General features: G+C 60.7%; 8 protein-coding genes and 1 pseudogene. 3 read left to right on the top strand and 6 right to left on the bottom strand.

Features of this window, described 5'->3' with window-relative positions:
- Positions 1 to 34: 34 nt before the first annotated feature.
- Positions 35 to 800 (top strand): annotated as a pseudogene (locus SOP85_RS03390) (YeiH family protein).
- Positions 801 to 959: 159 nt separating this feature from the next.
- On the opposite strand, the gene SOP85_RS03385 reads toward SOP85_RS03390, so the two are convergent.
- The gene (locus tag SOP85_RS03385) at positions 960 to 1,973 is read right to left on the bottom strand and encodes an AraC family transcriptional regulator (protein ID WP_323626065.1); all 1,014 of its coding nucleotides are present in this window, start codon (positions 1,971 to 1,973) and stop codon (positions 960 to 962) included.
- 360 nt (positions 1,974 to 2,333) lie between these two features.
- Here SOP85_RS03385 and SOP85_RS03380 point away from each other — a divergent pair, with 360 nt between their 5' ends.
- Positions 2,334 to 3,395 carry an alpha/beta fold hydrolase gene (locus SOP85_RS03380; RefSeq protein WP_274075976.1) on the top strand — a complete coding sequence of 354 codons (1,062 nt, stop codon included), beginning with the start codon at positions 2,334 to 2,336 and terminating at the stop codon, positions 3,393 to 3,395.
- Between the two features lie 107 nt (positions 3,396 to 3,502).
- Here SOP85_RS03380 and SOP85_RS03375 read toward each other — a convergent pair whose 3' ends face one another.
- The 5 genes from SOP85_RS03375 to SOP85_RS03355 form a co-directional block, all read right to left on the bottom strand.
- Complete coding sequence (locus SOP85_RS03375) at positions 3,503 to 5,152, bottom strand: 3-(methylthio)propionyl-CoA ligase (protein ID WP_323626064.1); 1,650 nt, start codon at positions 5,150 to 5,152, stop codon at positions 3,503 to 3,505.
- Between the two features lie 177 nt (positions 5,153 to 5,329).
- Entirely contained in the window at positions 5,330 to 5,809 is a 480-nt protein-coding gene (locus SOP85_RS03370; protein ID WP_323626063.1) for a 2,4'-dihydroxyacetophenone dioxygenase family protein, read from the bottom strand.
- A gap of 106 nt (positions 5,810 to 5,915) precedes the next feature.
- A complete protein-coding gene (locus SOP85_RS03365) occupies positions 5,916 to 6,788 on the bottom strand; it encodes a TauD/TfdA dioxygenase family protein (RefSeq protein WP_323626144.1) in 873 nt (290 codons plus the stop codon).
- Between the two features lie 453 nt (positions 6,789 to 7,241).
- Positions 7,242 to 9,845: a LuxR C-terminal-related transcriptional regulator gene (locus SOP85_RS03360; RefSeq protein ID WP_323626062.1), complete on the bottom strand. Its 2,604-nt coding sequence runs from the start codon at positions 9,843 to 9,845 to the stop codon at positions 7,242 to 7,244.
- 254 nt (positions 9,846 to 10,099) lie between these two features.
- The gene (locus tag SOP85_RS03355; protein WP_323626061.1) at positions 10,100 to 11,467 is read right to left on the bottom strand and encodes a DUF1329 domain-containing protein; all 1,368 of its coding nucleotides are present in this window, start codon (positions 11,465 to 11,467) and stop codon (positions 10,100 to 10,102) included.
- A gap of 249 nt (positions 11,468 to 11,716) precedes the next feature.
- Here SOP85_RS03355 and SOP85_RS03350 point away from each other — a divergent pair, with 249 nt between their 5' ends.
- Positions 11,717 to 13,618: a DUF1302 domain-containing protein gene (locus tag SOP85_RS03350; protein WP_323626059.1), complete on the top strand. Its 1,902-nt coding sequence runs from the start codon at positions 11,717 to 11,719 to the stop codon at positions 13,616 to 13,618.
- The last annotated feature ends 53 nt before the right edge of the window (positions 13,619 to 13,671 follow it).

Genomic DNA, 13,671 nt, shown 5'->3' with positions numbered 1-13,671 from the left:
TGGAGCAGATGCTGATTGGCGAGGAGTCCATGCCATGAGCGCCATTGCTCTCACCCAAGCCCATACCCGCGTGCGCGAATTGGCACCGGGTTTTATCGTCAGCCTGATCGTGGCGGCTGCCGCTTCGTTTTTGTCCGAGCACTATGGTGCGCCGGTCATGCTGTTCGCCTAGTTGCTGGGTATGGCGCTGAACTTTCTGGCGGACGAAGGCCCGTGCAAGGCCGGTGTCGAGTTTACCGCGCGTATGGTGCTGCGCATCGGCGTGGCGCTACTGGGCATGCGTATCACCCTGGAACAAATGGCGGCGTAGGGCTGGAAGCCGATGGCGCTGGGGGTGATCCTGGTGGTGGTGACCATCGGCGTCTCGGTGATCGCCGCCAGGCTGCTCGGCTTTGTTCGGCATGCTTACCGGTGGCGCCACCGCCATCTGCGGTGCATCGGCAGCCTTGGCCCTGGCCGCGGCGTTGCCTAACCATCCGCAGAAAGAGCGTGCGACCCTGTTCACGGTGATCGGCGTGTCGGCGTTGTCGACCCTGGCGATGATCGTCTATCCAATGATTGCTCACGGGTTATCACTGATGCTGGCCTGCATCAACAGCACCGGCTGGATCGCGCCGGCGGTGCAAGGCGGGGTCAATGAGTTCTCGCGCTGGTGCCTGGTGATTTCCATCAGTGCCCTGGGCATGAAAACCCGGCTCAAGGAACTAGCAGCGGTTGGGATCAAGCCGATCCTGCTGATGGTCGGGGAAACGGTGTTTCTCGTGGTGCTGGTACTTCTGTTACTGCACTGGGGTTCCTGAAAACAGGCTTCACACAGGTTTATGGCAGGGCTTCACTGGGCTGGCTCCTCGTTACAGTGAGGCTCACCACCGGTGTGACAAGCACCGGTTTTCGCGGCGACTGTACCAGCAGTCGCCGTTTTTTTTGTGTGCGTTGAAAGGCGGGAACAGCGCTCCCTGTCAGGGAGCGACCGCTTGTTTCTGCGCGCGACGCCACGCCGCTGGCGGCATGCCGAACTGGTTGATGAACCAGCGGGTGAAGGAGCTGGCCATGGAGAAGCCGAACATGTCGGCGATGCTACTCATCGAGTGGTTCGGGTTTTCCAGATAACGGAGCGCCAGGTCACGGCGCACCTCGTTGATCAGGTCGTTGAAGGCACAGCCGTCGTCTTGCAGGCGGCGTTGAAAGGTGCGCACGTTCATGCCCTGTGACAGCGCGATCTGTTCGATCGTGGCGCGGCCCATGGGCAACAGCAGGTAGATTGCCTTGCGCACTTCGAACAGCAACGAAGTGTCTACATCGCTTTGCAGCGAGTCGATGTAGTGTCTGGCATAACTTGCCATGGCCGGGTCGGCATTGGCGTTGACCATGTCCAGACTGGCATCGGAGCAGACGATGCCGTTGAAATCGCTGCCAAACTCCAGGTTGCAGCCGAACAGGCGCCGATGCAGATGCAGGTTCTCTGGCGGCTGGTGCATGAAGTTGACGCTGTACGGGCGCCACTGCGCGCCGAGCAGTGTCGAGCACAGGCCGAACAGCACACCGATGACCAGTTCCGAGGCCTGGCGACTGGGCAGCAGCGATTCGGTGACCATCTCGGCACGAATGATCACCATCCGGCCGGCTTCTTCAACGAAGATCCCCAGGGAGTCATTCATCAGATGACGATAGTGCTCCATTACCTGAAAGGCCTCACGCAGGGTGCGTTGCTGGCTGAGCAGCAGGCTGACCGCGCCGAAGTCTGAAAGCTGGCGCGACTCGGCCATGCGCAGGCCGAGGGTCTGGCAACCACTGGCGACGGCAGAATCTTCCAGCAGGCGCACGGCGGAATCGATGGGTATACGGTTTTCCGGGACTCGCAGTTGAGCCTTGCTCAGCCCGACGACGGTCATGATGTCGCACGGGTTGAATCCGAGGTCCTGGGTGACTTCCAGGTATTTGGTCAAGACGGCGGCGCGAACAAGCTTGGGCATGTGCAGGATCTCCCTCGGCCGATGGCGGCGTTGCTTTTTTCATCGAAGGTGTTTTGCGCGGGAAGAGGGCGCTTGTGGCGGAACTGCTGGCGCCAGCGATCTTCAACCCTGGTCTGGCGTGATGCAGAGCAGGTAGCGCGGATCCATTTTAGGGAGCATGGGCCCGGTGACATGGGCATGGCGGGATAATTTCTTAGCATACTGGGACACAGTCGAAGAGCCTGGAACGATGGCGTAAGGCGCCGCGCTGCAGGTGTTGGCGCTGTCCCAATTTCACAAGATTGTGTCCCGGGAAGCTCAGTGCAGGGCACCCACACGGCGCTACCTTCAGGCCCACAATTGATAAGATGGAGGTAGAAAATGGATACGCGCACTTCAATGCGTATCGGTCAGCCGCTCGCTGCAATGGCGCCTGCGGATGCCGACGATCCTGATGCATTCAACCACTGCTTTGCCGAAGTCAACGGCATCCGCATGCATTACATCGACGAGGGCCAGGGCCCGCTCGTCATCCTGCTGCATGGTTTCCCCTACCTCTGGTACATGTGGCGGCGCCAGATCGTGGCTTTGGCCGAGGCCGGCTTTCGGGTTGTCGTGCCCGATCAACGCGGGTTCGGGCAGTCGGACCGACCCGACGCCATCGAAGCCTATGACATGAGCCAGGCCGTCGGCGACATGGTGGGCTTGATGGCGGCCCTGGGCGAAACGTCCGCGGTCATCATTGGGCACGACCTGGGGGCCTGGGTGGCTCAAGCGTCGGCCCTGTTGCGACCGGATCTGTTCCGTGGCCTGGTGATGCTCAATACGCCGGTGCCACCGCGCGGCAAGGTCAAGCCGACCGTGGGTTTGCAGGCCATGGCGAAAGGAAGGGTCTACCACCACCTGTATTTCCAACAGCTCGACAAGCCGGATCGCGAGTTGGCCCACGATCCGCGCAAGACCTTGAGCAGCGTCTTCTATTCGATCTCCGGCAGCGCCGTCGGCGCCGAACGCTGGCGTCTGTTCGTCGAGGCCGGTGAACCCATTCTCAATGCCTTCACCGAGCCGAAGGGGGAGTTTCCGTCTTGGTTGAGCCCCCGGTCGCTGGACTACTACGTCGCCGAGTACACACGCACGGGCTTTACCGGAGCCCTCAACTATTACCGCTGTCGTGACCGCAACTGGGAAATCACCGCGTTTCTCGACGGCGCGAAGGTCAGCCAGCCGAGCCTGTTCATCGGTGGTGCTGCCGACCCTTCCCTGGAGCCGGTTGAAATCCGCGGCCTCTACGAGCAGATGGACGCCTACCTGCCCGCGCTGCGCAAAAAGGTGCTGCTACCCGGTGTAGGCCATAGCGCCGCAGAGGAAAGCCCCGCCCAGGTCAACGAATTGCTGCTGGAGTTTCTCGAGCAGTCGATGTCCTGTGAGCCAGCGGCACGCTAAGCCACTTCATGGCGTCAACGCAAAAGGCAGGGCGAACGCTACCGGCATCTGCCGTAACGTCCGCCCTGCCTTTGCACATGGACAGGGCTGGATTTTTACCTGGCTACTCAGCTGACAACCTTGACCAGCAGATGATCGCCGAACTGCTCGCGCAGACGGTTCTTCAAGACCTTGCCCGTAGCACCCAGTGGAATCGTGTCGACGAAGACCACATCATCCGGCGTCCACCACTTGGCAATCTTGCCTTCATAAAAGGCCAGCAGTTCATCCCGCGTCAGGGCTGCCTGCGCTTTCCTGACGATGACCAGCAACGGCCGCTCATCCCACTTCGCATGTTTGGCCGCGATGCAGGCCGCCTGGGCGACTGACGGATGGCTCAGCGCAATGTTCTCCAGGTCGATGGAGCCTATCCACTCGCCACCCGACTTGATCACATCCTTGCTGCGATCGGTGATCTGCATGAAGCCATCGCCATCGATGGTCGCCACATCGCCGGTCGGGAACCATGTCTGGCCGGCGTGCTCGAGAAGCGGCGAGCACTCACCTTCGTTTCTGAAATAGTCGCGTACCACCCAGGGGCCACGCACCATCAGGTCACCCGAGGTCGCGCCGTCCCAAGGCAGTTCCACGCCGTCCGTACCGACGATCTTCATGTCGACGCCAAACACTGCGCGGCCTTGTTTGGACTGCACGGCATTACGCTCGGCCGCGGACATGACCAGGTGCCTGGCCTTGAGGGTGCCGATGGTTCCGATCGGGCTCAACTCCGTCATCCCCCAGACGTGCAACACCGCCACGCCGAAGGTCTCCTGAAACCTGTGCAGCATGGCCGTGGGGCAGGCTGCACCGCCAATAATGGTGCGTTTCATGCTGGAGAAAGACTTGTCGGTTTGCTCCAGATGCCCCAGCAACCCTTGCCAGACTGTCGGTACGCCGGCGGAGAGGGTCACCTGCTCCGCTTCCAGCAGGTCGAACAGCGATTGGCCGTCCAGCGCAGGTCCGGGAAATACCAGCTTGGCGCCGACCATGCACGCGATGTACGGGAGCCCCCAGGCATTGACATGGAACATGGGCACAACCGGCAGGATGACGTCCCGCGCCGAGCAGTTCAGGGCATCCGGCAGTGCGGCGGCATAGCTGTGCAATAGCGATGAGCGATGACTGTACAGGACGCCTTTCGGGTTGCCCGTGGTGCCGGAGGTGTAGCAGAGCGTACAGGCGGCTTCCTCGTCGAGATCCGGCCAGGCATAGTCGCAGGCGCCCTGTTGCAGCAGATCTTCATAGCACAGCAGGTTGTCGATACCGGCGTCCGTTGGCATGTGGGCCTGATCGGTCATGGCGATGAACGCCTTGACCGTATGGCAGCGGCCAGCGATGAGCTTGATCAACGGCAGGAAGGTCATGTCGAAGAAGATGTATTGGTCTTCGGCATGATTGGCGATGTAGGCCACCTGGTCTTCATGCAGGCGCGGGTTGATGGTATGCACGATGGCACCCATGCCGCCGATGCCGTAGTACAACTCCAGGTGACGATAGCCGTTCCAGGCAAGCGTTCCGATGCGGTCGGCCGGCTGCACGCCCAGGCCGGTCAGGGCGCTGGCCAACTGGCGCGCGCGACGGTGGCAGTCACGGAAGGTGTAGCGATGGATATCGCCCTCCACCCGGCGGGACACAATCTGAGTATCGCCATGATGGCGGTCGGCGTGTTCTATCAGAGAGGAAATCAACAGCTGCTTGTGCATCATCAAGCCATGCATGGCATCGCTCCGTTCATGAGTCTGAGATCGGGGAGCGGACAGGGTTCTCTGTCAGATTCCACGTCAAGACCGCGAACCGGGACAGCCTGTTTTCCTCCCCTGGATGTTTTGCGATCAGGTTACTGTCCCGGCTCCCCCTTGAATGGAGGGATGCCGGGAGTTCTCCCGGAACTTGGATCAATTGAATGCCGTGAGGTCTTTCGGTGCGATGTCTTGCTGCTCGCAATAGTCGAGATAACGCTTGAGCCCGGACTTCCAGTTTTCCAGCGCGACGATGTTGTCGTTGTCATCGACAAACGCAAGATCGCCATTGACCTGGACCAGGGTCAGCACATAGCCGTCGCCATTGCCGGTGCTGACGACTTCCGGTGTGTGAGTCGACCCGGCCGTCTCGTAGACAATGCTGCCCGGGCCGGCGACCCAGTCATGTTCCTTGTATTTCCACTGGCCTTCGAAGGTGTAGACCATCACCGTGCCCGTGTGGTGATGCTTGGGCAGCTGCATGTCGATCGGCGCCTTCATCATGACGATCCATTCGCCGCGGATCGGGTCGAGCTTGAAGTACTTGAGCAATACGTTTTCCGCATACGGGGTAAACGGAATCCAGGGCAGGGATTCGCCATCGATGACGGCGGTGTCGACGTGTTCGTAGAGCATAGGTATCTCCGTTGATTGTTGTTGTGAGCGGAATTTTTTCGGCGGCCGGGATCGCCCGACCCTCACGGAGGGTCGGGTGTTCTGGCAGCCTGTCAGGCAGTCAGGGTCAGGTCAGCGGGGTGCCCGCCAGGGTCGCGCGCAGCATCTTGCGCGGTGCATTGCCGTAGTCAGCCACCGCGTAGTGCTGGACTTGCAGGTTGTCCCACATGGCAACGGTGTTGGTGCGCCATTTCAGGCGAACCTGGTATTCCGGAATGGCGGCCTGGGAGATCAGGTAGTTCATCAGATGATGAGCCTCGGGGATGAAGTCCTGGCCGTAACGGATGTCCTCGAAATTGAAGAAGTTCGAGAAATGGGTGGTGAACGCCGAGTTGACGAACAACACCTTTTCACCCGTCTCGGGATGGGTCAGCACAACCGGGTGTTCAGCGCCGGGACTCTTCAGGGCCATCGCGTGACGTTCTTCGCGTGGCAACTGGGCGCCAAAGGTCTGCTCGGCGCCGTGCTTGGCATACAAGCCCTCGATCCGTTGCTTGATGGTGTCGGGCAGATTGTCGTAGGCCATCACCATGTTGGAAAACAGAGTGTCTCCGCCGGTTTCCGGACCCAGTTCGCAGCGCAACACCGCACCGCGGGGCGGCGCCTTCTTGTAAGTGACATCGGCATGCCAGAGGTTCTCGCGGCTGGCCTTTTCGACATAGTTTTTAGGCTTGTTCGGATCGAGGTTGCGGTACAGCATCAGCAGCTTGTCCGCCTCCGGATGGCTCGGCGCAAGGGGATGGGCTTCCAGTTCGCTGAATTGCGCGGCGAAATGCTGTTGCTCCATTGGAGTGATGTTCTGGTCACGGAAGAACAGCACTTTGTGCTTGAGCCACAGCTCCCGGATTTGCGCGATCAATTCGGGATCCTCAGCGGCGTCGACAAGGCTGATATTGCTGAGTTCTGCGCCGATGGCGGGCGTGCATAGCTCCACCTTGATCGAATGTTGGCGCACCGACGACCGGATGATGTTCGGTGCCGAGGGAGAGGCTGGTGAAGGGGTGTCCTGGATTTCGGCGATTTTTGTCATTGTTGTCTCCAATCCGTGCTTGTACGGCGGTGCGCAAGATATGCGCCCGTTATAGGTAACTGGCCCCCGCTGATGGGGCGGAGGTAGTGGTCCTATCGTAGATATCCCGGGCACGAGGCTATGAGCGCAGCGGGACAGTTTCTTAGCATGTTGGGACAACGAGCCGAGCGGTCAGGACTCAGGTGAATGATGACCAATGCTCCGGCGCTGTCTTGCCTGCCAGGCCGGAATTAGTCGAGATCGACCGTGTGCCTGTGATTGGCCGAATTGGCAGCGCAACCAGTGCGAGATCTGCTGCTTTCATCGAAGGACTTGTTGTTTCCCATGTGAAGCCTTGCGCTACTGCTGAGCACAGGCGGGGTACTAGATAAAGCCGCTCGCCTTGGCCGCCACGGCAGCCTGGGCGCGGCTGTCGACGTTGAGCTTGGCGAAGATGTTTTTCATATGGCTCTTGATGGTCTCGGGCGTGATGCCGAGCAGTTTCGCCATCTCCTTGTTTGACTTGCCCTCGGCCACCAGTTTCAACACATTGCGTTCCTTGCTGGTCAGGCTGATTGCCGTGCGTAACTGGCTGGCCAGTTGCGTCGCGCTGACCGCGCCCGGCAATAACTGCTGCAATTGCGCTTGCTCGCTCAGGCTGATGTCTTGCTGCAGCGCATAGGCTGCAAGCTGCTGCAAGCGCTCGCAGGCTGGCAGATCCGCGAGCAATTGCCTGGCGCCCGTGGCTTCGACCAGACTGCAGGCCTCCAGCAAGGACCTCACCGCACTGTCCGGCTGCTGGCGTTGCCAACTCACCAGAGCACGACTGGCAGCCAGGCGGATCTGCATCAATCGATGATTGTGCTGCATCGCCAGTTGGCCGAGGTGCTCGGCCTTGGCCAGATCGGCCTGGCGTGATAGACCGGCGGCCTCGCACCACAGGCTGGCAAGGCTGGCGAGGCACTGGTACTCATCAAAACTGTCGCTGGCTGGCGGCGGATGCCCGAGCTGCAATGCCTCGAGTTGCTGGGCACAGGCCAGCGCCTCGTGATGTTTGTGTTCAAGCAAACTGATGCGCGTGCGCTCCAGCAACAGCTGCGCATGCATGCGCGGCCACTCGCGGGTGTGCGCAAGCCGCTCGCCATCTTCGAGAAAACTGCGCGCACCTTGCAGGCTGCCACGGTTGCTGCTCAAACCACTGGCGGTGACAAACACGCTGGCGGCGCAATCAAGAAAGCCCCCCAGTTTTGCGATCTCGATGTTTTCCAGGCTGAGCCGGGCGGCTTCATCCAGGCGCCCTTGCATGTATCGAACATTGGCCAGGAAGCTGGCGGGCATTGCCCGCAGGACCGGCGCCTGGGTCTGCTCGCTGCCCTCCCGGGAGCTGCAACGCAGTGCCTCCTCAAGGATGGCCGCGGCTTGGGAAAAGCGTCCTTGCAAGATCTCGCCAAGCCCCATCAGCGTCAGCCGATAGACCTGGTTGGCCAGGTAGCGGCTGCGCTCCAGTGGTGCGCAGATCGTCGGCGGCACACTGTAGAACGCCTCCCAGCGGCAGGCCCCCAGATGACCATAACCGACCACGCATTGCAGGGTATTGCAGATCCAGGGGTGCTCCTTGAGATGTGGCAGGCACTGTTCTGCCAGGCGCCCGGCAATTTCCGCCTGATCGTCCAGTGCCAGCAACATGGCGTGCAGGGCCTGGCATTCCCAGTAGAGGTCATCCTGTTCATTGAAGCGCTGCAGTTCGGTCCATTCGGCCTTGACCTCGTCGAGTAACTGGCGAGAGTTGCTGCGCGTCATCGCCAGGCCGGACGCCCAGGCCAGCGCCAGTTTCAACTGCGGCGGACTTTGCAAAAGGTGGTCCTGCAACTGGCGTTGCCAGTCCAGCAGGATGATGAAGTCGGCCCTTTCGACCAGCATGATGGCGCAATGCGTGATCCATTCCTGGGCGCTTTCGTTGTCGCCGGCAGCCAATGCGCACCGCACGGCGTCGGTCCAGAGTTGCTCTGCGGCGAACCAATGCGCGGCGCAACGCAGCGCCGTGTTGAGTTCCCGGGCTTGCAACCGGCGACGCAGGTGTTCGCGAAACAACGGGTGGAAGCTGAACCATTCGCCGCTATCGTCCAGCCCGGTAAGAAACAGCTGCAGGCGTTCGATGTCTTCGATCAGGGCATGCCCGTCGGTATGGCCCGTCAGGGCTTGCGCCAGCGTTGCATTGAAGCGTTCCACGCTGGCCAGGTGTGGCAGTTGCCCGGCCAGTTCAGGCGGCAGGCGTTCGAGCAATTCATCGAGCAGCCCGGAAATGCTCTTGGGCAACCGAAAACTGCCCGCAGGTTGTTGGCGCAGGGACAGCAGGCTGGCGCGCAACGCGGCGATCCAGCCTTCCGTGGCCTTGTGCAGGTCCAATACTTCGCCAGCATCGACCGTTTCCAGGCCAGAACGCAGCAGCAGGTCGCGTGTTTCATCGAGATCGAAACGCAGCTGGCCGACGTCTATTTCACGGCAAGCGTCGCTATAGAGGTGCGCGTACAAGGCGGGTGGCAAGTCGCTACGGCCACAAAACACCAGGTGCAGGTTATCCGGTGCATAGCGAATGATCTTGTCGAAGGCGCTGATCAGGACCTGCGGCGGCACGCTGTGGTAGTCGTCGATAAACAGGAAACTGCTCTGCGAACTGCGCTCCAGTTCGTTGAGCAGCAAGATCCCCAGCTGGTCGCCGGGTAGCAGGAGCAGGTCCTTGATCAGGTCTTGTTCCAGATCGTCCTTGAAACCCCGTTGGACCGCCGCAGCCACATGCAACAGCAGGCGCTCGGGCGTGGCATCGGTTTCATCGAGCGTTAGCCAGGCGACCCGCGCGCCACGGGCCAACGCCGCCTGTGCCCAGGCGCTGGCGAGGGTGCTCTTGCCGAATCCGGGCGGGGCCTTGAGCACCGTCAGCGTGGCGTGGGCAATCTGTTCGATCAGTTGCTCCAGACGCGGCCTGGGCAAGGTTCCACGACCGCGGCGCGGAGGAATGAGCTTGGTCGCCAACAGTGGCATTGTCGTTATGGCTGACATACTGACCCGTATTCTTCTTGGAGGAGGGCGTCCCTGGGAATGACCCTTCGACAGTATAGGCATGCACACCGGGAAACCGGGTTGGGCGCACGACGCGGCGCAGGGCACCTCAGTTTGGGCCGGATACGAAAAAAGGCCACCGCTAGGGGTGGCCTGGTGCCGGGTATTCGGCGAACGGTTGCGCTTCAGCGTACGCCAGCGTTACGCAAGGCGGCGGTGGAGTAATCGGCCTTGCTGGCCTGGAAGTCGAAATCGTAGAAGCGTTTCTCCTGGTTGGTCATGCCCAGGGCCAGGTAGCGGCCCGACTGCAGGTCATACAGGGTCTCCAGTGCATAGAAGGGAACTTGGTGATCGTACAGTTGCATGGCATGGGCTTCGGCTACGCGCCACAGTTGGCCGCGGCCATCATAGTGATCAACTTCGGCGGCTTGCCAGGTGTCCTCATCGATGAAGAAGTGGCGCTTGGCATAGATATGACGCTGGCCGGGCTTGAGGGTCGCTTCGACTTCCCAGACGCGGTGCAACTCGTAGCGCGTCAGGTTCTGGTCGATATGGCCTGGCTTGAGAATGTCGTCATATTTGAGCTTGGTGGAGGCCAGTTTGTAGCTGTTGTACGGGATGTAGATTTCCTTCTTGCCGACCAGTTTCCAGTCGTAGCGATCGGGCGAGCCGTTGTACATGTCGTAGTTGTCGGAGGTACGCAGGCCATCGGTGGCCAGTCCCGGTCCATCGTAGGCAACCTGCGGGGCCCGGCGCACGCGGCGTTGACCGGCGTTGTACATCCAGGCCAGGCGAGGTTCTTTGACCTGGTCGATGGTTTCGTGCACCAGCAGCACATTGCCCGACATGCGTGCCGGTTGCAGGACGTTCTGGGTGAAGTAGAACATGACGTTGCTCGGTTCTTTCGGATCGTAGTCCTTGAGCTGCGTGCGATAGGTGAACTGATCTTCAAAAGTTACCAGGGTGCCGGCACCGTTGGCCTGAGGGGTGGCCTGGGTAATCACCCGGCGAAAGCTGCCGCCGCGGTAGCGCGTGATGTGGTTCCATATCACCTCCACACCGCTCTTCGGGATTGGAAAAGGTATCGCCGTGTCGAAGTTTTCCAGGCCGTTTCCGCCCTGGATCAGGTTCGTCGTGGTGGCGTTCTTTTTCACGGCGGCATACACCGAGTCCGGGTTGGCCGCACTGCGGCGCGTCTGGTAGACCGGCATTTTGTAGGTGTCGCCATAACGCTTGAACATTTCCAGCTGGCCCGGCGTCAGGTTGTCCTTGTACTGCGCCAGGTTATCCTTGGTGATGGTGAACAAGGGTTTGTCCGAGGCGAAGGGATCGCTGAGGAATCCGTTGGCATCCACCGGAGCGGCGGTTGCCGGCAGGCCACCGGTCCAGGCTGGAATGCTGCCGTTGGCATTGCCGGCTTTCTCTGCGCCCATGGGCGTGAGTTTTGTGCCCAGTTGTGCAGCCTCTTCGGCAGGAACTGCCGCCATCGCCGCGGTGGACAGGGCAGTGAGGGAGAAAGCTCCGGCTTTGAGCCAGGTTCTTATTGTTTGCATTTCAACTTTCCTCGACAACGTAAGTGGGCCCGGACTTGCGCCGCAGCTCGCCGCAAGTCATCGGCCGAGCAAGAAAGATTGCTCTTGGAACACGCTAACGCACTGAGGCGGCGGGAAATCTCCCCCGTTTGGGGGGCGTCGAAAAGGCCGGGCAGGTATGAGTTTTTGAATCACTCTTTCGTCGCTTACGTTCGGGCGGGGAGAACTGATTAGCTGCGGCGACCAACAAAAACCCAACAGGGGAGCCGCATGAAAAAAACAATAACGCGCGCAGAATTCAAGCTCACGGGGCTTGCTGTAGCCATCGCCCTTGGCTGCGCGGCCCAGGCCCAGGCAGCCAGCTTCAATATCGGCGAAATCGAAGGTACGTTCGACACCTCCCTGTCGGTGGGCGCCAGCTGGTCGGTGCGCGGAGCGGACAAGGATTTCATCGGTTCGAACAACGGCGGCGATGGCCTGGCGCAAACCACCGATGACAGCCACCTGAACTTCAAGAAAGGCGAAACCTTCTCGAAGATTTTCAAGGGCATTCACGACCTGGAGCTCAAATACGGCGACTCCGGTGTGTTCGTGCGGGGCAAATACTGGTACGACTTCGAACTCAAGGATGAAAGCCGTCCGTTCAAGGACATCAGCGACAACGGACGCAAGGAGGGCGCCAAATCCGCCGGTTCGCAATTGCTCGATGCCTTCGTCTACCACAACTACAGCATCGCTGACGCGCCGGGTTCGGTGCGCCTGGGCAAGCAAGTCGTCAGCTGGGGTGAAAGCACGTTCATCCAGAACGGCATCAACGTAATCAACCCGATCGATGCCTCGGCTTTCCGCCGCCCCGGTGCTGAGGTCAAGGAAGGCCTGATCCCGGTGAACATGTTCACCATTTCCCAGAGCCTGACCGACAACATCTCCGCCGAAGCGTTCTACCAGCTGGAATGGGACCAGACCGTGGTCGATAACTGCGGCACGTTCTTCTCCCAGCCGGACGTCGTGGCCGACGGGTGCAATCGCAACCTGGCGGTGCTGTCGCCTGGCCTCGCGCCCTTTGGTCCTGCGTTCGGTTACCAAACCACGTCGGAAGGGGTGATCGTGCCGCGCAGTGGCGACCGCGATGCGCGCGACAGTGGCCAGTACGGCCTGGCACTACGCTGGATGGTCGATTCACTGAATACCGAATTCGGTGGCTATTTCATGAACTACCATTCCCGTGCACCGATATTCAGCGCCGAGGTGGCGAACCAGGCCACCTATCGCGAATCGGCGGGTATCCTGGCCGGTGCTTCGTCTCCCACCGTGCCCGGCGCAGCGCGCCAGGGTGTGGCGATCGCCAATGTGGCGGCCGGCAGTCAGTATTTCATCGAGTACCCGGAAGATATTCGCCTGTACGGCTTGAGCTTCGCGACCACGCTGCCCACCGGTACTTCCTGGACCGGCGAGATCAGCTATCGTCCCAATGCCCCGGTGCAACTCAATACCACGGATGTCCTCTACAGCGGCGTGCGTGGCCTGGCGCAGTTTGGCGGGCCGTTCTCCAGCTTCTCCAACTTTTCGGTCCTTGGGGGCGATCCGGCATCCATTCCGGGTAGCACCGTCCATGGCTATGAGCGCAAGGAAATTAGCCAGTTGCAAAGCACCTTCGTGCACTTCTTCGACCAGGTCCTGGGCGCCGAGCGTCTGACGGTGGTCGGTGAAGTCGGGGTGACCCATGTGGGCGGCCTGGAGAGTAAATCCCAGGCACGTTACGGGCGCGATGCGGTGTTCGGCCCGGGCGCCTTGCCCGCCGATACCTGCCAGGCCATCAACGCGGGAGCAGTGGGCGCCAACGGTAAAAACGTCGACAAAAACTGCAACAACGACGGTTTCACCACCGCCACCTCCTGGGGCTATCGCGGCCGTGCAATCCTCGATTACACCAACGTATTTGCCGGTATCAACCTCAAGCCGAGCGTTGCCTGGTCCCATGACGTCAACGGCTACTCGCCCGGTCCCGGCGGCAACTTCGAGGAGGGGCGCAAGGCCGTCAGCCTTGGCCTGGATGCCGATTACCTCAACACCTACACCGCCAGTCTGTCGTACACCGACTTCTTTGGTGGCGAGTTCAACACCTCCACTGATCGCGACTTTGTCGCCCTCAGTGTCGGGGTGAACTTCTAACAGTTCTCCGGGAAACATTGACTCAGTCCCAGGGCACCGGGGCGCGCACTTGA

It is taken from the genome of Pseudomonas sp. YuFO20 (genome assembly GCF_035064975.1).
Taxonomy (GTDB): domain Bacteria; phylum Pseudomonadota; class Gammaproteobacteria; order Pseudomonadales; family Pseudomonadaceae; genus Aquipseudomonas; species Aquipseudomonas putida_AE.
This window is presented reverse-complemented; position numbering and strand designations above follow the sequence as displayed.